Genomic DNA, 18,822 nt, shown 5'->3' with positions numbered 1-18,822 from the left:
CCGCTCCGGATCAACCGGGGCGGGGCACGCTGTCTGTTGGAGTGCGGAGGCCGGCCGGGGATCGTCAGCCCGGAATGAGGCCGTCGTCGCCGAGCAGTTCCCGTACGTCTTCGAGCGTCGCGTCCGGAGCGGGAAGGATCAGCTCGGACGGCTCCAGGGAGTCGTCCGGCAGCGGCTCGCCGAGCTCCCGGACCTTCTCCAGGAGCGCGTGCAGAGTGCGGCGGAAGCCGGGGCCGTCGCCGCTCTCCATCTCGGCCAGCAGCTCGTCGTCGAGCTTGTTCAGTTCGGTGAGATGGCTCTGAGCCACCTCCAGCTGACCCTCCCCCATGATCCGTACGATCATGACGAGTCCCTACTGCTTGTCGAACTTCGGGCGGTTCTGCTGCGAAGCGGCGTCCTGCGTGCCGTTGCCGCCTTCGATCGCCTGCTGCGAGGAGCTCGGGCCGCCCGCCAGCTCGGCCTTCATCCGCTGCAGCTCCAGCTCTACATCAGTACCACCGGAGATGCGGTCCAGCTCGGCGGCGATGTCGTCCTTCGCCATCCCGGACTGGTCGTCCAGGGCGCCGGAGGCGAGAAGCTCGTCGATCGCGCCCGCCCTGGCCTGCAGCTGCGCGGTCTTGTCCTCGGCCCGCTGGATCGCCAGGCCGACGTCGCCCATCTCCTCGGAGATACCCGAGAAGGCCTCGCCGATCCGGGTCTGTGCCTGGGCCGCTGTGTACGTGGCCTTGATGGTCTCCTTCTTCGTACGGAAGGCGTCGACCTTGGCCTGCAGCCGCTGGGCCGCGAGAGTGAGCTTCTCCTCCTCACCCTGCAGCGTCTGGTGCTGTGTCTCAAGGTCGGTGACCTGCTGCTGGAGCGAGGCACGGCGGGACAGCGCCTCGCGCGCCAGGTCCTCACGGCCCAGCGCCAGCGCCTTGCGGCCCTGGTCCTCCAGCTTGGTCGACTGTCCCTGCAGCTGGTTCAGCTGCAATTCCAGCCGCTTGCGGGAGGTCGCCACATCGGCGACTCCGCGGCGCACCTTCTGCAGCAGTTCCAGCTGCTTCTGGTACGAGTAATCGAGGGTCTCGCGCGGATCCTCGGCCCGGTCAAGGGCCTTGTTTGCCTTCGCGCGGAAGATCATCCCCATACGCTTCATGACACCGCTCATGGGCTTCGCGCGCCCCCTTCTGACGGACTCAGCTTCAGCACTCCAACAGAACCCACAGTACGGGCCCTGCATCTATTACCGCACTGTTCGGGAGCGGATGCGCTCCTCCCCAAGGACGACTGCTCACGGGGCCGATCCGGCCCAAGGAGTAGGTGACCGTCAGGAAAACCACGGGCGACGTCCGCTCTGTCCGGCTTGTGACCGGCTTCTGTTCTGTACTGACGCTCGGTGTTGCGGGATCGTTCCCCACCGGCGTTGGGTCCATGGGTTCCAACCCCGTACCCTTGGGCTTTGTGTTTGGTAGCCGTTCCAAGGAAGAGAAGTCCCCCACCGGCAAGGTGCAGGTAGACCTCTCCAAGCAGCCCCGCGCCCCCGAGGCCCCGAAGGGCCGCCCCACGCCCAAGCGCAGTGAGGCCCAGACCCAGCGTCGCCGTGCCTCCAGCGCGCCGGCCGACCGCAAGGAGGCCACGAAGCGCCAGCGGGAGGCCCGCCGCGCCGACCTGGCCCGGCAGCGCGAGGCCCTCGCCAGCGGCGACGAACGGTATCTGCCGGCCCGTGACAAGGGACCGGTCCGCCGGTTCGTGCGGGACTTCGTCGACTCCCGCTTCTGCATCGCCGAGTTCTTCCTGCCGCTCGCGGTGGTGATCCTGGTCCTGAGCATGGTCCGGGTCGGCTCGCTGCAGAACATCGCGCTGCTGCTGTGGCTCGGCGTGATCGTGCTGATCATCGTCGACTCCATCGGCCTGGCGTTCCGTATGAAGAAGCAGCTGAACGAGCGCTTCCCGAACGAGCCCAAGCGCGGCGCGGTCGCCTACGGCCTGATGCGTACGCTCCAGATGCGCCGACTGCGCCTGCCGAAGCCGCAGGTCAAGCGCGGAGAGCGGCCCTGAGCCCGGAAGTCTCCGGATTCGGGGGCGCTTCGGCCGAATGGCTGGCCGGGCTCGGCGGACTGCGCAACATGGTCCGCCAGGAACTCGTCGCCCGGCAGCTCGACGAGCAGATAGCCGCGCGCTATCCGGTCGGACAGCGGCTGCGGATCCTCGACGTCGGCATGGGCCAGGGCACCCAGGCCCTGCGCCTGGCGCGGGCCGGTCACACCGTGACGGGCCTGGAGTCGGACGCCGAGATGCTCAAGGCGGCCCATGAGTCGCTGGCCGGCGAGCCGGCCGGGATCCGCGAGCGGGTCCGGCTGATCGAGGGCGACGGCCGCGAGACCGGGGTGCACTTCCTGCCCGGCAGCTTCGACGTGGTGCTCTGTCACGGGGTGCTGATGTATGTCCAGGAGCCGGACGCGATGCTCGCGGGGCTGGCCAGAATGCTCGCGCCGGGGGGCCTGCTCTCCCTGTTGGTACGCAACGGCGACGCGCTGGCCATGCGGCCCGGCCTCGCCGGGGACTGGCCGGGGGCACTGACCGCCTTCGACTCGGACACGTACACCAACCGGCTCGGGCTGTCGGTGCGGGCGGACCGCCTGGAGGCGCTGACGGCGACCCTCGCGGGGATCGCGGCGCCGCTGCACGCCTGGTACGGCGTCCGGGTCTTCACCGACAACGTGCCGAACGACGCCCAGCTGCCCGCCGCGACGGAGCTGGAACGGCTGCTGGCCGCGGAGGACCGGGCGGGACGCACGGAGCCCTACCGCCGGGTGGCGGCGCTCCTGCATCTGTGCGGCGTACGGGGCTGAGGACGCGGCTGCGGACACGACCTAGGCCGCATCCGGCCGAATTCGTGGCTGAATTCGGCTTCGGCACAGGCGCGTTGGCGTTTTTCGCGTCCTCACTCAAGTGACCACCGCAGAAGCCACAGAGAAGCCGCCCGTCAGACTCCCGGCCCGGGAGACCTGGCGGGCGCTGTACGCACATTTCCGGCCGCACCGCTGGGTCGTCGCGCTCGGCGCGTCCCTGGCCCTGGTGGGCACGGTGACCGCTCTCGCCCAGCCGCTCGCCGCCAAGTCCCTGGTCGACAAGCTCGGCCAGGACGAGTCGATCACCGGCGTCCTGCTGCTGCTCACCGCCCTGGTGGTGCTCGGCACCGCAATCGAGGCGGTGGGCACGTACATCCTGGAGCGCACCGCCGAGTCCGTGGTCCTTGCCGCACGCCGCTCGCTGATCGGCCGGCTGCTGCGGCTGAAGCTGCCCGAGGTGGAGCGCACCCAGCCCGGCGATCTGATGTCCCGGGTCACCTCCGACACCACGCTGCTGCGCGCGGTGACCACCCAGTCGATCGTCTCGGCGGCGACCGGCGGGCTCGCCTTCCTCGCCACGATCGTGATGATGGGCCTGATGGACGTCGTCCTGCTGGGCGTCACGCTCGGCGTGATCGTGCTGATCGGCGGCTGTGTCGGGCTGCTGATGCCGAAGATCGCGCAGGCGACGAAGCGCTCGCAGGAGGCGGTCGGCGAGATATCCACCGTGCTGGAGCGGGCCTTCGGAGCCTTCCGTACGGTCAAGGCCTCGGGCGCCGAGGAGCGCGAGACGGAGGTCGTGGCCAAGGCGGCGCGGGAGGCGTGGCGGCACGGCGTACGGTCCGCGAAGTGGCAGTCGGCGGCCTGGTCGTCGGTGGGCCTGGCGGTGCAGGTGTCGTTCCTGGCGGTACTGGGGATCGGCGGGGCGCGGGTCGCCTCGGGCGCGATCTCCGTCTCGACGCTGGTGGCCTTCCTGCTGTTCCTCTTCTATCTGATCGATCCGGTGTCGAAGCTGGTGGAGGCGGCCTCGCAGTACCAGGTGGGCTCGGCGGCGATCGCGCGGATCGTGGAGGCGGAGCGGCTGGAGACGGAGACGCTGACACCGCCTCAGGGCGTCCCCGGCACGGGACCCGCGTCGGTCGTCTTCAAGGACGTCACCTTCCGCTACCGGGACGATCTTCCCTATGTCCATCAGGGCGTCTCGTTCGAGGTGCCCGGCGCGGGGATGACGGCGTTCGTCGGGCCGTCGGGCGCGGGCAAGACGACGGTCTTCGGGCTGATCGAGCGCTTCTACGAGGCGGGCGGCGGCCGGATCCTCGTGGACGGCAAGGACATACGGGACTGGCCGCTGGCCGATCTGCGGGCCTCGATCGGCTATGTCGAGCAGGACGCTCCGGTGCTGTCGGGAACGCTGCGCGAGAACCTGGTCTTCGCGGCGCCGGACGCGAGCGAGGAGCAGATCCGGGACGTTCTCGTACGGGCCAGGCTCGATGCTCTGGTTGACCGGCTGCCGGACGGTCTCGAGACGGTGGTCGGGCACCGCGGTTCCAAGCTCTCGGGCGGCGAGCGGCAGCGGGTGGCGATCGCGCGGGCGCTGCTGCGGCGGCCGCGGCTGCTGCTTCTGGACGAGGCGACCTCGCAGCTGGACGCGGTCAACGAGATGGCGCTGCGGGATGTGGTCGCCGAGGTGTCGCGCGAGGTGACCGTGCTGGTGGTGGCCCACCGGCTGTCGACGGTGACGCTGGCGGACCGGATCGTGGTGATGGACGCGGGGAAGGTGCGGGCGGTGGGGACGCACGGGGAGCTGGTGGCGTCGGATCCGCTGTACGGGGAGCTGGCGGCGACGCAGTTTCTGGCGACGGCGCGCTGATCTGGGCGGGGCGGGGGCGCCTGCGGCGGGCCTGTTCCCCATCCCGCCCTCCCCCCAGACTCCGTCCGGGGGGACCCCCAACCTCCCTGCTCCTCAGCGCCGGAGGGGCTGAATGTGCGGTAGGGCCGCACATTCAGCCCGTCCGGCGTTTGAGGACTACCCCTCGGTCGCGTGCAGGCTCATCGGGCCGTAGATCTTCGTGCCGTCCTCCGACAGCACCACCTGGTCCGCCCCGCCCTCCAGCAAGTCCTTCCAGACCTCGCCGATCCAGGACTCCGCGTCACCCTGCGTCGTGAACTCCTCCGGCTGCACCGCCGGCTGGACCTCCGTTCCGTCGGACTTCTCGAAACGCCACGTCCATGCCATGTCCGCCTCCCACTCCCAGGGGCCATCAGCTGATCACTGCTGCCCGCAGCGTAGCCGGGCGCGCACGCCCCGCGGTGACGCGGGAGGATCAGAGGCGTGGAACTCACACTGCTCGGCACCGGCGCGCCCGCCGGACTCCCCCGGCCCGACTGTCCGTGCGCCGTCTGCGCCACCGCGCGCGGGGCGTCCGCGCGGGCCGCGACCGCGCTGCTCGTCGACGGGGCCCTGCTGCTCGATCTCACGCCCGGCGCCGCCCTGGCCGCCGCACGGGCGGGGCATTCCCTCGTCGGCGTACGGCAGGTGCTGCTGACGCATCCGCACGACGGGCCCGCGGTCGATCTGCCCGCCGGGCTGCCCGCGGCCGGGCGGGTGCCGGACGGGCGGGAGTTGACGCTGATCAGCGGGCACCGGGTGCGGGCCGTGTCGATGGACAACCCGGGCACGGGGTACGAGGTGACCTCACCGGATGGCGAGCGGCTGCTGTATCTGCCCCCGGGCGGCGCACCCGCGGGTCTCGCGGAGGGCCTGGCCGCGTACGAGATGGTCGTCGGCGATGTCGTGGGGCGGCCCGACGCGATCGCCCGGCTGCGCGCGTCCGGGGCGATCGGCTCGACCACCGATGTCGTCGCCGTGCACCTGGACCACGACGTTCCCGGCGGCGCCCCGGAGCTGGCTCGCCGGCTCGCTGCCGCGGGTGCGCGGGCCGTGCCCGACGGGACGACGCTGATCGTGGGCGAGTACCACGCCGTACCGGATCTCCCCCGTCGCACCCTTGTCACCGGCGGCGCCCGCTCGGGCAAGTCGCTGGAGGCCGAGCGCCGGCTGGAGACCTTCCCCGAGGTGCTGTACGTCGCGACCGGCGGCGGCCGGGAGGGGGACACCGAGTGGGCGTCCCGGGTCTGGCTGCACCGCGAGCGCCGTCCCGGCTCCTGGCGTACGGCCGAGACCTGCGATCTCGTACCCCTGCTCGCCGAGGACGGGCCGCCGCTGCTGATCGACTGTCTGTCCCTGTGGCTGACCGACGCGATGGACAAAGTGGGCGCCTGGGACGACGCGACCTGGGACACGGGCGGCGAGGACGCGCTGCGCGAGCGGGTCGCCGAGCTGGTCGCGGCCGTACGCACCACCTCCCGCACCGTCGTCGCGGTGACCAACGAGGTCGGCAGTGGCGTCGTGCCCGCCACCGCGTCGGGCCGCCGCTTCCGCGACGAACTGGGCCGTCTCAACGCCGCTTTCGCCGACGAGTGCGAGCACCTCCTGCTGGTCGTCGCGGGCCAGGCCATCGTGCTGCGCAGCTGACGGGCGCCGCACGGACACGGCATGGCTGCCGGTACTGTTCGGCGAATGAGCAGGCTGAATCTCGATGACTTCTCCGATCTGATCGAGCGCCCCGACAGCGGCATCCGGCGTGATGCCGAGGAACGCCGGGAGCGGCTGATCGTGACGCCCGGTTCCCTCGGGCGGCTCGACGAGCTGGGCGAGTGGCTCTCCACCGCGCAGGCCTCGGTGCCGGTCAGGCCCATCGTGCAGCCGCGAGTGGTGCTGTTCGCCGGTGATCACGGAGTGGCCCAACTGGGCGTCTCCGCCCGGGAGTCCGGCTCCGCTCACCGGCTCGTGCGCACCACGCTGGAGGGCGGGAGCCCGGTCGCCGTGCTGGCCCGCCGGGCGGGTGTGCCGGTACGGATCGTGGACGCCGGTCTGGACTGCGACCCGGAGCTGCTGCCCGAGGAGGTCGTACGCCATCGGGTGCGGCGCGGCAGCGGACGGATCGACGTCGAGGACGCGATGACGATCGAGGAGACCGAGGCGGCCGTGCGCCTGGGCATGACGATCGCCGACGAGGAGGCCGACTCCGGCACGGATCTGGTCGTACTCGGCGATCTGAGCGTCGGCGGCACCACGCCCGCTTCCACGCTGATCGCCGCGTTGTGCGGCACCGACGCCTCGGTGGTGACCGGCCGCGGCGGCGCGGGCATCGACGATCTGGCGTGGATGCGCAAGTGCGCGGCGATCCGCGACGCGCTGCGCCGCGCCCGGCCGGTGCTGGGTGATCAGCTGGAGCTGCTGGCGGCGGTGGGCGGCGCGGATCTGGCGGCGACGACCGGCTTCCTGCTGCAGAGCGCGGTACGCCGGATGCCGGTGATCCTCGACGGAGTCGTATCGGCGGCGTGTGCGCTGGTCGGGCAGCGTGCCGCGTTCCGCGCGCCGGACTGGTGGCTCGCGGGCCAGGTGAGCGGCGAACCGGCGCAGGCGAAGGCACTGGACCGGATGGCGCTCAACCCGCTGCTCGATCAGGGCGTCACTGTGGGCGAAGGAACCGGGGCATTGCTCGCGCTCCCCCTCGTGCAGGCGGCTGCCGCGCTCGCGGCCGAACTGCCGGAGCGCACAGAGCCGGTGGAGAGCGATTCGGACTGATGCGACGGCGCGGCCGCCAGTAACCAGGCGACCGCAGCCTCGCCCATCTTGGCGCGTGATGCCCCATATCATCGCGTTTCATGGGAGAGGTCCGTTTGTCCAGCGTCGAGACGAGCCCAAGCACGAGCCGCAGCACCCACCGCTCACGGCGCAGCGCGGCGTTCGCCGTCTGGTATCTGCGCGCCGTGACGTTCATCAACCTCCTGAGCGCCGTCTGGGTCTCTCTCGGCCAGGATCTGCGGCGCCACAACATTGATGACTACTTCACGCCGTATCTGCTGACCGCGGGCTTCGCCTCCGGGGCCTTCACCCTCTTCCTGGCCATCACCATGCGCCGCCGCAAGCGGGCCGCGTGGATCCTCAACTTCGTACTGGCGGGGCTCTTTCTGCTGCTCTTCGTCCTCGCCGTCGCCGTCGACCCCGACATCCGCGAGCACGCCCAGAACTGGATGTCACTCGGCCTGACCACCGCCTTCGTGCTCGCCCTGGCGCTCGGACGGCGGGAGTTCTACGCGAAGGGCGACCGCGCCAACCCCCGGCTGGCCGCGGCCGTCGCCGCCGGCGGGCTGCTGGTCACCTCGCTGCTCGCCGCCATACTCGTCACCGCCACCAACTCCTCGACGGGCCACTCCACCTTCCTGGAGCGCTGGCGCTACGGCGCGATGCGCCTGGTCTCACTCGCCGCCGACGACTCCCGCTTCGCCGGGATCGCGACGCCCGGCTGGGTGAATGTCACCATCAACGTCCTTTCCACGCTGCTGCTGCTCGCCGTGCTGTACGCGGCCTTCCGCTCCCGGCGCGCCGTCGACCCGCTCACCGAGGACGACGAGGAACGGCTGCGCGTTCTGCTCCAGCGCCACGGCGACCGGGACTCGCTCGGCTACTTCTCGCTGCGCCGCGAGAAGAGCGTGGTCTGGTCCCCCACCGGCAAGGCCGCCGTCGTCTACCGGGTCGTCGGCGGGGTCTCGCTCGCGTCCGGCGACCCCATCGGCGACCCGGAGGCCTGGCCCGGCGCGATCGCGCCCTGGCTGGCCGAGGCCCGCGAACACGGCTGGATCCCCGCCGTGATGGGCGCGAGCGAGGAAGCGGGCACCGTCTACGCGCGGCACGGCCTGGACGCGCTGGAACTGGGCGACGAGGCGATCGTCGAGACCGACGACTTCACCCTGGACGGGCGCGCGATGCGGACCGTGCGCCAGGCCTGCAACCGGGTCAAGCGCGCCGGCTACGAGGTGCGGATCCGCCGCCACGAGGAGATCGCGCCCGAGGAGATGGACGTCCTTCTCCGGAGGGCGGACGACTGGCGCGACGGGGCCACCGAACGCGGCTTCTCGATGGCGCTCGGCCGGCTCGGCGATCCGGGTGACGGCCGCTGCGTGATACTCGAATGCACGGACGGCGACGGCGCGCTGCGGGCGGTGCTGAGCTTTGTGCCCTGGGGCCCCAAGGGCCTCTCGCTCGATCTGATGCGGCGTGACCGGGACTCCGAGAACGGCCTGATGGAGTTCATGGTCATCGAACTCCTGCAGCGCGCGAACGAGATCGGGATCACACAGGTCTCGCTGAACTTCGCGATGTTCAGGTCGGTCTTCGAACGCGGCTCGAGGCTCGGCGCCGGTCCGGTGCTGAGGCTGTGGCGCTCGCTGCTCAGCTTCTTCTCCCGCTGGTGGCAGATCGAGTCGCTCTACCGCGCCAACGCCAAGTACCGACCGATCTGGGAGCCCCGTTTCATGCTCTTCGAGAAGAGCGCCGACCTGCTGCGCATCGGCATCGCCGCGGGCCGCGCCGAGGGCTTCCTGGAGGCGCCCGGTCTGCCCAAGTGGATGCACCGCAGACACCTGGAGACCAAGCGTTGAGCACACTGAACGCGTTCGCGCGCCGCGAGTGGGGGCCCCTGTACTCGACTCTTCGGACGGCGATCGTCACCGAGAAGTGGCGGGCCGTTCCGATGACGCTCGGGGCGGTCTGCCTCACAGCGTTCTTCCAGGTGGTGCAGAACCAGTCCTGGGGCTTCGGCCCGGTCCGCGACATCGGCTTCGTCAAAGCCGATGACCCGCTGTGGGTGGCCCTGCTGCGCACCCCGCTGTCGCTGTTCGTGCCCGCGCTGGACCTGCCGGTGTGGGGAGCGCTGGCACAGGTGCTGCTGGTGTTCGGGATCGCGGAGATCTGTCTGGGCGTGTGGCGGACGCTGGTCATCGCGTACGTGGCGACGCTGGCCGGGACGACGTACGCACGGATCGGCGTCTCGCTCGGTCCCGACCATCTCCTCGGGCTGCCCGCCTCCGACGCGCAGGTCGTCGACACCGGCCCGTCCGCGGCCGTCATCGGTCTCGCGCTCTTCGTCTGCTGGCGCTACCACGCCTGGTTCACGGCCTCGCTGGTGATCGCCGCGATGATCGTCGAGGTACTGGTCAAGAACAACCTCGCGGGCAAGGAGCATCTGACGGCGATCGTGGCCGTGTTCGCGGTGATCGGGATTTCGGCGCTACGACGGCGAAGGCGGCGCAGACTTCAGCGCTCGCGCACGGCGGGCCGGTCGGGCGCGCCGCCGATCAGGTCCTGAAGCTTGCGCCGCTTGCGGTCCCAGCGGCGGTCGTGGTGGAAGGAGCGCAGCCGGGCCTTGGCACGGGCCTTGGGCCGGCTGCGGTAGAAGCGCCGGGCCCAGGGCGAGCCGGGCCGGGCGAGACGTACCGCCCCGAACATCCCCACGAACGGCACCAGCACGCTGATGAGGGCCATCCGTGGCTTGCCCTTGAACATCGTGATGAGCACCAGCAGAAAGTTGATCACCAGCGTCAGGATCAGCGAGGCACGGTCCTGGCGTTCGTCGGCGCTCATGTCGTTGACGCCGAGCGGTGCGAAGCCGCTGAGGACCAGCAGCGCCAGGGCCGCGGCGAGCACCACGACCTCCACGCTCTGACGCCCCTGCTCGCTCCAGTAGACGTCGTCGAGATGGAGGATCAGCGCGAACTCGTCCAGGACGAGGCCCGCGCCCATGCCGAAGATGACCGCGCAGACGGCGGCGGCGACGCCGTGCCGTCCGCTACCGACCGCGCCGAAGCCGCCGATGACGGTGAGGATGACGCCGGGAACGACATGGTGGATGTGCATGCCGCCGGGCGTGACGTTCCGGAACGGCCCGCGCCCCGCCCTGATCATCCGGACGATCGTGCGGGTGATCAGGAAGGTGAGCACGAAGGAGGTCAGCGCGAGCAGCATCGGGAGCTTTCCCGGCTCTGTGATGTTGCGGTAAAACCAGTGACCCATGCCACCTGCTCCCGATATGTGGTTCTTGCGCAATTTACCCTCTGTCGGGCCGGCTGGTGGGCCGGGCTACCCTTCGCCGGTGATCTCTTCGGCCGGTATACGTTTCGCCTTCGGCACCCTGACCGTCCTTCCGGTCCGTGTGAAGCGCTGGGACCGGGACGCGGCACGCGCCGGAATGCTGTGCGCGCCGTCGGCCGGTCTGGTCGTGGGCTTCTGCGCCGCGGGCATCGGCGGAGTGCTGACGCTGCTGGGCTCGGGCCCGCTGCTCGCCGCCGTGGCCACCGTCGCCGTCCCGGCGGCGCTCACCCGAGGCCTCCATCTCGACGGCCTCGCCGACACGGCCGACGGTCTCGGCAGCGCCAAGCCCGCCGAGGACGCGCTGCGGATCATGAAGCAGTCGGACATCGGTCCGTTCGGGGTCATCACGCTGCTGTTCGTGCTGCTCGCGCAGGTCGCGGCGGTGGCCGGGCTGTACGCCGAGGGCTGGGCGTACGGCGCGCTCGGCGCGGCGGTCTCGGCCGTGACCGCGCGCCTCGCCCTCACCCTCGCCTCCCGCACGGGCATCCCGGCGGCCCGCCCGGAGGGCCTGGGCGCGGCGGTCGCGGAAAGCGTTCCCGTACGCACCGGGCTGGCCGTCGCGGCGCTGGTCACCGCCGGCTGCGCGGCCGCGGGCGCGCTCCTGGGCGGATACGGCGGCGCACTGCACCAGGCCCTGGCTGTCCTGGCCGGTCTGGGCGCGGCCCAACTCCTGCTGCGTCACTGCGTACGGCGCTTCGGCGGGGTGACCGGGGACGTCTTCGGCGCGCTGGCCGAGACCGCGGCGACGGCTGCCCTGATCGCGCTGGCGCTCGGCTAGGTCGTGTCTTCAAAGTCCCGTCTGCCTGGCGACGCCCGGCACGCCCTTCGGGCGGACGACGCTACTTTGAAGACACTCCCTAGCAAGGCGCGCGCCACACCCCCAGTTCGTACTTCTTCAGCATCGAGCTGAGCTTCAGCCGCCGGGCCTCGGGACAGAACTCACTGGTCTTCAGCTCGTACTCGACATGGAAGACCGCCTTGCCCGCCTCGATGAACGGCGTCATCTCCTCGCACTCCTCGTGCTCCGCGCACTGTTCGTTGACCGCGAAGTCGAAGTCCCCCACCAGCTGCGGGATCTGGTCCAGATCGTTCTTGAGGCCCACGGACATGCCGCGGTCGTGGGCGAGTCGGGCGATCAGGCGGTTGTAGCGCAGCTGGTCGGCGGCGGTGAGAGGGAAGCCGGTGGTGTTGGCGTAGCCGTCCATGTTGTCCGGCTCGACCGCGTCGAACCCCTTGGTGCGGCACATGTCGATGCGTGCCGCCATGAGGGGTTCGAGGATGTCGGTACGGCGGATGTCGAGCCAGCGCTCGCCGTCCCAGCCGTTGCCCCGGCCGAGAACCGACTTCGGAAACTTCCCGGCGTCCGGGCGGAAGTCCTCCCAGGCGCCCGTGGAGAGATAGCAGATGACCTTCCGGCCACGGCGGTGCAGGTCGTCGACCGCGGCCTTCTGGTGGTCGAAGCCGTCGATGTCGTACACCGGCACATCCACGGTCGGATCGAGCCTGCCGCTGAGCTGCCACTGCCAGGCCACACCGGGCTCGGGCTGCCAGCGCCCGGCGGTCGGCCCGGGGGTCGGCATGTCGCTGTCAGGCGATGTGGTGCAGCCCGCGAGTACGAGCAGGAGCAGCGCCAGCAGCAGACATCTCGGACCGCGGGGCGGTTCGGCGGGATGCTGGTAGTACGGCGCCGACACGTTCTTCACGGAATGCTTCTCGGACACACGCGCAGCGTACGGAGGACCTGGGGAGATGATGCAAAGGAGCCCCTTGCTCCCTCGCCCGAACGGGGTGAGTGTGACCGAGGTCTCGCCACCCCGGCGCCGGACGGGTGAACCACCGCCGCCGTGAGCGAGACATGTGACCGCGCGTAGGCTCTTGCCCGGCGTGGGATGCCGATCCATCCCCTGTCTACGGCTCTACGGCCCCGGAACTCAACGGAAGCGAGATTTCACCACCGTGACTGCTCTCACTCTCAGCACCGCCGGCGCGGCGACGCTCCGCGCCGACGCCCTCGTCGTCGGCGTCGCTAAGGGCGCCAAGGGCCCGGTTGTCGCGCCGGGCGCCGAGGCCGTGGACAAGGCGTTCGACGGAAAGCTCGCCTCCGTGCTGGAAACCCTCGGCGCCTCGGGTGCCGAGGGCGAGGTGACCAAGCTCCCGGCCCCCTCTTCCCTCAAGGTGCCGGTCATCATGGCCGTCGGTCTGGGCCCGGTCCCCGAGAAGGACGAGGCGTTCACCGCCGAATCGCTTCGCCGTGCCGCGGGCGTCGCCGCCCGCGCGCTGGCCGGTTCGAAGAAGGCCGCCTTCGCGCTGCCCGTCGAGGCGTCCGAGGACGCGGAGGCCATCGCTGAGGGAGCGCTGCTCGGCGCGTACTCCTTCACCGCCTACCAGGGCGGCGAGAAGGACGCGAAGAACGCCAAGACCGGCAACGGCAACGGCCCGAAGCAGCCGCTCGCCGAGGTCGCCCTGCTCGGCGCCAAGCCGCGCGACAAGGCGTACAAGGCTGCGGCCGAGCGCGCAATCGCGCTGACCGAGGAGATCAACCGCGCCCGCGACCTGGTCAACACCCCGCCGAACGACCTCACCCCCGAGGCCTTCGCCGCCGTGGCCACCGCCGCCGGCAAGGAGCACGGCATCAAGGTCCAGGTCCTGGACGAGAAGGCGCTCCTCAAGGGCGGCTTCGGCGGCATCCTCGGCGTCGGCCAGGGTTCGCAGAACCCGCCGCGCCTGGTCAAGCTCTCCTACACCCACTCCAAGGCGGCCAAGACGCTCGCCCTGGTCGGCAAGGGCATCACCTACGACTCGGGCGGCATCTCGCTCAAGCCGGCCGGCCACAACGAGACGATGAAGTGCGACATGAGCGGCGCCGCCGCGGTGTTCGCCGCCGTCGTCGCGGCCGCCCGTCTGGGTCTGGCCGTCAATGTCACCGGCTGGCTCGCGCTCGCCGAGAACATGCCGTCGGGTTCGGCCACCCGCCCCGGCGACGTGCTGCGTATGTACAGCGGCAAGACGGTCGAGGTGCTCAACACCGACGCCGAGGGCCGTCTGGTCCTGGGCGACGCGCTCACCAGGGCCTGTGAGGAGAACCCGGACGCGATCGTCGACGTGGCGACGCTGACCGGCGCGATGGTGATGGCACTGGGCAACCGCACCTTCGGCATCATGGCGAACGACGACGCCTTCCGTACCTCGATCCACGAGATCGCGGAGGAGGTCGGGGAGCAGTCCTGGCCGATGCCGCTCCCCACCGAGCTGCGCAAGGGCATGGACTCCCCGACCGCCGACATCGCCAACATGGGTGAGCGGATGGGCGGCGGCCTGGTGGCCGGCCTGTTCCTGAAGGAGTTCGTGGGCGAGGGCATCACCTGGGCGCACCTGGACATCGCGGGCCCGGCCTTCCACGAGGGCGCGCCGTTCGGCTACACCCCCAAGGGCGGCACCGGCTCCGCGATCCGCACGCTGGTGAAGCTGGCCGAGCGCACGGCCGACGGCGACCTGGGTTAGTCACTGCCGGGCCCGGCCCCCGGACCCGTGCCCCGATCGCAGGCGGAGGGAATCTTTGAGCCCGTACTGCGCTTGAGGACACGGAGGTCCAGGTCCGGGCCCGCGGTAGGGGGATACCCCTAAACCGGCCCCGGGTCCCGCCGTCCGTCAACAAGTGCGAAGATGGGTTCTCGGCAGGACAGGGCCCCCACCACAGGGCCGAAGAAACAGCGGCCGAACACCAGCCGCCGCCCGGTCACAGAGGACCGGCGACCGGCGCACATGCATGGAGGACGTGACGTGGCGAACGACGCCAGCACCGTTTTCGACCTAGTGATCCTCGGCGGTGGTAGCGGCGGTTACGCTGCGGCGCTGCGTGGAGCTCAGCTGGGCCTGGACGTCGCCCTGATCGAGAAGGGCAAGGTCGGCGGCACCTGCCTGCACAACGGATGCATCCCCACGAAGGCACTGCTGCACGCCGGCGAAATCGCCGACCAGGCTCGTGAGGCCGACCAGTTCGGCGTCAAGGCCGCCTTCGAGGGCATCGACATGGCGGCGGTCCACAAGTACAAGGACGAGGTGATCTCGGGCCTGTACAAGGGTCTCCAGGGTCTGATCGCCTCCCGCAAGGTCACCTACATCGAGGGCGAGGGCCGGCTGTCCTCCCCCACCTCCGTCGACGTCAACGGCCAGCGCGTCCAGGGCCGCCACGTCCTTCTCGCCACCGGCTCCGTACCGAAGTCGCTGCCGGGCCTCGAGATCGACGGCAACCGCATCATCTCCTCGGACCACGCGCTGGTGCTGGACCGCGTCCCGCAGTCCGCGATCGTGCTGGGCGGCGGCGTCATCGGCGTCGAGTTCGCCTCCGCTTGGAAGTCCTTCGGCTCCGACGTCACCGTCATCGAGGGCCTGAAGCACCTCGTCCCGGTCGAGGACGAGAACAGCTCGAAGCTTCTTGAGCGCGCGTTCCGCAAGCGCGGCATCAAGTTCAACCTGGGCACCTTCTTCGAGAAGGCCGAGTACACCGCGGACGGCGTGCGCGTCACGCTCGCGGACGGCAAGGCCTTCGAGGCCGAGGTGCTGCTCGTCGCCGTCGGCCGCGGCCCCGTCTCCGCCGGTCTCGGCTACGAGGAGCAGGGCGTCGCGATGGAGCGCGGCTATGTCCTGGTCGACGAGTACATGCAGACGAATGTCCCCACGATCTCCGCGGTCGGCGACCTCGTCCCGACCCTCCAGCTCGCGCACGTCGGCTTCGCCGAGGGCATCCTGGTTGCAGAGCGGCTGGCCGGTCTGAAGACCGTTCCGATCGACTACGACGGTGTGCCCCGGGTGACGTACTGCCACCCCGAGGTCGCCTCCGTGGGCATCACCGAGGCCAAGGCCAAGGAGATCTACGGTGCGGACAAGGTCGTCGCCCTGAAGTACAACCTCGCGGGCAACGGCAAGAGCAAGATCCTCAAGACCGCGGGCGAGATCAAGCTCGTCCAGGTCAAGGACGGTGCCGTGGTCGGCGTCCACATGGTCGGTGACCGTATGGGCGAGCAGGTCGGTGAGGCTCAGCTGATCTACAACTGGGAGGCTCTGCCGGCCGAGGTCGCGCAGCTCATCCACGCGCACCCGACGCAGAGCGAGGCGCTCGGCGAGGCCCACCTGGCACTCGCGGGCAAGCCCCTGCACTCCCACGACTGAGCCCCCGCGGGCCCGACGACCACTTCCGCACATTCGTTAGGAGCAACAGAAACCATGTCGGTTTCCGTAACCCTTCCGGCGCTCGGCGAGAGCGTCACCGAGGGCACTGTCACCCGCTGGCTGAAGGCCGAGGGCGAACGAGTCGAGGCCGACGAGCCGCTGCTCGAGGTGTCGACCGACAAGGTCGACACCGAGATCCCGGCCCCGGCCGCGGGCATCCTCGCCTCCATCAAGGTCGCCGAGGACGAGACCGTCGAGGTCGGCGCCGAGCTGGCGATCATCGACGACGGCAGCGGCGCGCCCGCCGCCGCCCCGGCTCCGGCTGCCGCCGAGGCCCCGACCGCCGTGGCCGAGACCCCGGCCGCCCCCGCCGCTCCGGCTCCGGTCGCCCAGGCTCCGGCCCCGGCCGCCGAGCCCGCTCCGGCCGCTGCCCCCGCGGGCGGCGCCACCGGTACGGACGTCGTCCTTCCGGCGCTCGGCGAGAGCGTCACCGAGGGCACCGTCACCCGCTGGCTCAAGCAGGTCGGCGAGAGCGTCGAGGCCGACGAGCCGCTGCTCGAGGTCTCCACGGACAAGGTCGACACCGAGATCCCGGCCCCGGCTTCCGGTGTGCTGCTGGAGATCACCGTCGGCGAGGACGAGACCGCGGAGGTCGGCGCCAAGCTGGCCGTGATCGGCGCCGCGGGTGCGGCTCCGGCCGCGGCTCCCGCGCCCGCCGCCCCGGCCCCGGCCGCTGCTCCCGCTCCGGCTGCTCCCACCCCGGCTCCGGCTCCGGCTCCGGCTCCGGCTCCGGCTCCGGCTGCCCCTGTGGCTCCCGCGGCCCCGGCTCCGGTCGCTGCCGCTCCGGCGACCCCGTCGGCGGAGCCGACCAAGGCAGCACAGTCCCCGGCCCCTGCTGCTCCGGCCGCGCCCGCCGCTGCCGAAGCGAGCGACGCGTACGTGACCCCCCTGGTCCGTAAGCTCGCCGCCGAGAACGGCGTTGACCTGGCCTCGGTCAAGGGCACCGGCGTCGGTGGCCGCATCCGCAAGCAGGACGTCGTCGCAGCCGCGGAGGCCGCCAGGGCCGCCGCTGCCGCTCCGGCTCCTGCCGCCGCCGCACCGGCCGCCGCGAAGGCTCCGGCCCTCGCGGTGTCCCCGCTGCGCGGCCAGACGGTCAAGATGACCCGCATGCGCAAGGTCATCGGCGACAACATGATGAAGGCCCTGCACACCCAGGCCCAGCTGACCTCGGTCGTCGAGGTCGACATCACCAAGGTGATGAGGCTGCGCAACCAGGCCAAGGACGCCTTCGCCGCCCGTGAGGGCGTCAAGCTGTCCCCGATGCCGTTCTTCGTCAAGGCCGCTGCCCAGGCGCTGAAGGCCCACCCGGTCATCAACGCCCGGATCAACGAGGACGAGGGCACCATCACGTACTTCGACTCGGAGAACATCGGCATCGCCGTGGACTCCGAGAAGGGTCTGATGACGCCGGTCATCAAGGGCGCGGGCGACCTGAACCTGGCCGGTATCTCCAAGGCCACCGCCGACCTGGCCGGCAAGGTCCGCGGCAACAAGATCACTCCGGACGAGCTGTCCGGCGCGACCTTCACCATCAGCAACACCGGCTCGCGCGGCGCCCTGTTCGACACGGTCATCGTGCCGCCGAACCAGGCCGCCATCCTGGGCATCGGCGCCACCGTCAAGCGTCCGGCGGTCATCGAGACCGCCGAGGGCACCGTCATCGGCGTCCGTGACATGACGTACCTGGCGCTCTCCTACGACCACCGCCTGGTGGACGGCGCCGACGCGGCCCGCTATCTGACGGCCGTCAAGGCGATCCTCGAAGCGGGCGAGTTCGAGGTCGAGCTCGGCCTGTAGGGCTCAACAGCAGTACGACGGCGCCCCGTCCGGAGTTGTTCCGGACGGGGCGCCGTATTGTCAGGGGTGCCAGATCGTTTCCGGAGGAGCCCTCATGACCCCGCCCGTCGTCCACTCGCTGCGCGAACAGATCCGCGAGCACATCGTGGAGGGGATCGTCAGCGGCCGCTGGAAGCCCGGCGAGCGGATCGTGGAGCGGCGCATCGCGACCGAGCTGCAGGTCTCCCAGACGCCCGTGCGTGAGGCGCTGCGGGAGCTGGAGAGCCTGCGGCTGATCGAGTCGGCGCCCAACAAGGGCGTACGCGTACGGAATCTCACCGCCGCCGATCTGGAGGAGAGCTACCCCGTACGGGCCGGTCTGGAGCAGATCGCCGCCGAGCTGGCGGCCGGGCGTCTCGCCGACGACTGCTCGGCGCTCGAACCGCATGTGGCGGCGCTGTACGAGGCGGACCGGGCCGGGGACTCGGCGGCGCAGGTGCGGCACACGGTCGCCTTCCACCGGGAGCTGGTACGGGCCGCGCGCAACGGCGTACTGCTGCACACCTGGGAGGGGCTGGGCATCGAGGTGTTCACGGCCCTGTCGATCCGGTGGCTGGGGACGGTGCAGAAGTCGTACGCGGAGGAGCACGAGGAACTGGTGGCGGCCTTCCGGCGGCGCGACCCGGAGATCGGCACCCTGGTCAAGGCCCACGTCCTGGGCTGCGCGCCGCGAGCCTGATTCTCGGCCCGTCCGGCGTTCGAGGACGGACACACCGGGTGACCGGGCGGACCGCGGTGACCGGCGCTTGCCGGAAACGCCCCGTTTTACGACGGCACCCTGTGCCCCATTTCGCGGCACTGGATGCCAATTTCCCGCCAAGCTTTGATCGATCATCGATCAGGGACTTACAGTCATCTCCGGGTCCACCGACCCACCCGCCCTGTCCTGCCAGACACGGCACCCCCTATCTCCACCCCCCTCCTGTCCGG

At 70.8% G+C, this 18,822-nt stretch carries 17 protein-coding genes; 12 read left to right on the top strand and 5 right to left on the bottom strand.

Going from position 1 to position 18,822, the window contains the following annotated elements; translation table 11 throughout:
- Positions 1-64: 64 nt before the first annotated feature.
- The gene (locus tag OOK40_RS06555; protein ID WP_266477247.1) at positions 65-343 is read right to left on the bottom strand and encodes a hypothetical protein; all 279 of its coding nucleotides are present in this window, start codon (positions 341-343) and stop codon (positions 65-67) included.
- 9 nt (positions 344-352) lie between these two features.
- Positions 353-1,147 (bottom strand): PspA/IM30 family protein, encoded by a 795-nt coding sequence (locus tag OOK40_RS06550; protein ID WP_266477245.1) that lies wholly within the window; start codon positions 1,145-1,147, stop codon positions 353-355.
- A 338-nt stretch (positions 1,148-1,485) separates the two neighbouring features.
- On the opposite strand from OOK40_RS06550, the gene OOK40_RS06545 reads away from it, so the two are divergent.
- The 3 genes from OOK40_RS06545 (at position 1,486) to OOK40_RS06535 (ending at position 4,701) form a co-directional block, all read left to right on the top strand.
- Positions 1,486-2,037, top strand: coding sequence for a DUF3043 domain-containing protein (locus tag OOK40_RS06545; RefSeq protein WP_266478956.1), 552 nt, complete (start codon positions 1,486-1,488; stop codon positions 2,035-2,037).
- A gap of 68 nt (positions 2,038-2,105) precedes the next feature.
- Positions 2,106-2,831 carry a bifunctional 2-polyprenyl-6-hydroxyphenol methylase/3-demethylubiquinol 3-O-methyltransferase UbiG gene (locus tag OOK40_RS06540; protein WP_266477243.1) on the top strand — a complete coding sequence of 242 codons (726 nt, stop codon included), beginning with the start codon at positions 2,106-2,108 and terminating at the stop codon, positions 2,829-2,831.
- Positions 2,832-2,931: 100 nt separating this feature from the next.
- Positions 2,932-4,701 (top strand): ABC transporter ATP-binding protein, encoded by a 1,770-nt coding sequence (locus tag OOK40_RS06535; protein WP_266477241.1) that lies wholly within the window; start codon positions 2,932-2,934, stop codon positions 4,699-4,701.
- A 156-nt stretch (positions 4,702-4,857) separates the two neighbouring features.
- On the opposite strand, the gene OOK40_RS06530 is transcribed toward OOK40_RS06535, so the two are convergent.
- Complete coding sequence (locus OOK40_RS06530; RefSeq protein ID WP_266477239.1) at positions 4,858-5,067, bottom strand: hypothetical protein; 210 nt, start codon at positions 5,065-5,067, stop codon at positions 4,858-4,860.
- A gap of 96 nt (positions 5,068-5,163) precedes the next feature.
- On the opposite strand from OOK40_RS06530, the gene OOK40_RS06525 reads away from it, so the two are divergent.
- The 4 genes from OOK40_RS06525 to OOK40_RS06510 all read left to right on the top strand — a co-directional run bounded on the left by OOK40_RS06525 (position 5,164) and on the right by OOK40_RS06510 (position 10,045).
- A complete protein-coding gene (locus tag OOK40_RS06525) occupies positions 5,164-6,366 on the top strand; it encodes a bifunctional adenosylcobinamide kinase/adenosylcobinamide-phosphate guanylyltransferase (RefSeq protein WP_266477237.1) in 1,203 nt (400 codons plus the stop codon).
- Positions 6,367-6,411: 45 nt separating this feature from the next.
- On the top strand, positions 6,412-7,482 hold the full coding sequence (cobT, locus tag OOK40_RS06520) for a nicotinate-nucleotide--dimethylbenzimidazole phosphoribosyltransferase (RefSeq protein WP_266477235.1): 1,071 nt from the start codon (positions 6,412-6,414) through the stop codon (positions 7,480-7,482).
- A gap of 80 nt (positions 7,483-7,562) precedes the next feature.
- Positions 7,563-9,338: a phosphatidylglycerol lysyltransferase domain-containing protein gene (locus tag OOK40_RS06515; RefSeq protein WP_266477233.1), complete on the top strand. Its 1,776-nt coding sequence runs from the start codon at positions 7,563-7,565 to the stop codon at positions 9,336-9,338.
- Positions 9,335-10,045: a hypothetical protein gene (locus tag OOK40_RS06510; protein WP_266477231.1), complete on the top strand. Its 711-nt coding sequence runs from the start codon at positions 9,335-9,337 to the stop codon at positions 10,043-10,045. Before OOK40_RS06515 ends, OOK40_RS06510 begins: the two co-directional genes overlap by 4 nt.
- On the opposite strand, the gene OOK40_RS06505 is transcribed toward OOK40_RS06510, so the two are convergent.
- Positions 9,994-10,749, bottom strand: coding sequence for a hypothetical protein (locus OOK40_RS06505; protein ID WP_266477229.1), 756 nt, complete (start codon positions 10,747-10,749; stop codon positions 9,994-9,996). The two genes, OOK40_RS06510 and OOK40_RS06505, sit on opposite strands and share 52 nt — an antisense overlap.
- Before the next feature lie 79 nt (positions 10,750-10,828).
- Here OOK40_RS06505 and OOK40_RS06500 point away from each other — a divergent pair, with 79 nt between their 5' ends.
- A complete protein-coding gene (locus tag OOK40_RS06500) occupies positions 10,829-11,605 on the top strand; it encodes an adenosylcobinamide-GDP ribazoletransferase (RefSeq protein ID WP_323136039.1) in 777 nt (258 codons plus the stop codon).
- A gap of 79 nt (positions 11,606-11,684) precedes the next feature.
- On the opposite strand, the gene OOK40_RS06495 is transcribed toward OOK40_RS06500, so the two are convergent.
- On the bottom strand, positions 11,685-12,467 hold the full coding sequence (locus OOK40_RS06495; protein WP_266478953.1) for an endo alpha-1,4 polygalactosaminidase: 783 nt from the start codon (positions 12,465-12,467) through the stop codon (positions 11,685-11,687).
- A 316-nt stretch (positions 12,468-12,783) separates the two neighbouring features.
- Between OOK40_RS06495 and OOK40_RS06490 the strand changes: the two genes are divergently transcribed.
- The 4 genes from OOK40_RS06490 to OOK40_RS06475 all read left to right on the top strand — a co-directional run bounded on the left by OOK40_RS06490 (position 12,784) and on the right by OOK40_RS06475 (position 18,571).
- Positions 12,784-14,328, top strand: coding sequence for a leucyl aminopeptidase (locus OOK40_RS06490; protein ID WP_266477226.1), 1,545 nt, complete (start codon positions 12,784-12,786; stop codon positions 14,326-14,328).
- Positions 14,329-14,607: 279 nt separating this feature from the next.
- On the top strand, positions 14,608-15,996 hold the full coding sequence (lpdA, locus tag OOK40_RS06485; RefSeq protein WP_266477224.1) for a dihydrolipoyl dehydrogenase: 1,389 nt from the start codon (positions 14,608-14,610) through the stop codon (positions 15,994-15,996).
- Between the two features lie 54 nt (positions 15,997-16,050).
- Entirely contained in the window at positions 16,051-17,853 is a 1,803-nt protein-coding gene (sucB, locus tag OOK40_RS06480) for a 2-oxoglutarate dehydrogenase, E2 component, dihydrolipoamide succinyltransferase (protein WP_266477222.1), read from the top strand.
- A 94-nt stretch (positions 17,854-17,947) separates the two neighbouring features.
- Positions 17,948-18,571, top strand: a complete 624-nt coding sequence (locus OOK40_RS06475) for a GntR family transcriptional regulator (RefSeq protein ID WP_266477221.1) — start codon at positions 17,948-17,950, stop codon at positions 18,569-18,571.
- Positions 18,572-18,822: the final 251 nt, after the last annotated feature.

Source organism: Streptomyces sp. NBC_01481 (assembly GCF_026339995.1).
Classification (GTDB): domain Bacteria; phylum Actinomycetota; class Actinomycetes; order Streptomycetales; family Streptomycetaceae; genus Streptomyces.
Note: the sequence above shows the minus strand (reverse complement) of the source record. Positions and strands in the feature narration are given on the sequence as shown.

Excerpts from the sequence above, each read along its gene's own strand:
- OOK40_RS06505 (WP_266477229.1), bottom strand. The coding sequence starts at position 10,749 with ATGGGTCACTGGTTTTACCGCAACATCACAGAGCCGGGAAAGCTCCCG.
- sucB (WP_266477222.1), top strand. The coding sequence starts at position 16,051 with ATGTCGGTTTCCGTAACCCTTCCGGCGCTCGGCGAGAGCGTCACCGAG.
- OOK40_RS06555 (WP_266477247.1), bottom strand. The coding sequence starts at position 343 with ATGATCGTACGGATCATGGGGGAGGGTCAGCTGGAGGTGGCTCAGAGC.
- cobT (WP_266477235.1), top strand. The coding sequence starts at position 6,412 with ATGAGCAGGCTGAATCTCGATGACTTCTCCGATCTGATCGAGCGCCCC.
- OOK40_RS06530 (WP_266477239.1), bottom strand. The coding sequence starts at position 5,067 with ATGGCATGGACGTGGCGTTTCGAGAAGTCCGACGGAACGGAGGTCCAG.
- OOK40_RS06550 (WP_266477245.1), bottom strand. The coding sequence starts at position 1,147 with ATGAGCGGTGTCATGAAGCGTATGGGGATGATCTTCCGCGCGAAGGCA.
- OOK40_RS06475 (WP_266477221.1), top strand. The coding sequence starts at position 17,948 with ATGACCCCGCCCGTCGTCCACTCGCTGCGCGAACAGATCCGCGAGCAC.
- OOK40_RS06540 (WP_266477243.1), top strand. The coding sequence starts at position 2,106 with ATGGTCCGCCAGGAACTCGTCGCCCGGCAGCTCGACGAGCAGATAGCC.
- OOK40_RS06515 (WP_266477233.1), top strand. The coding sequence starts at position 7,563 with ATGGGAGAGGTCCGTTTGTCCAGCGTCGAGACGAGCCCAAGCACGAGC.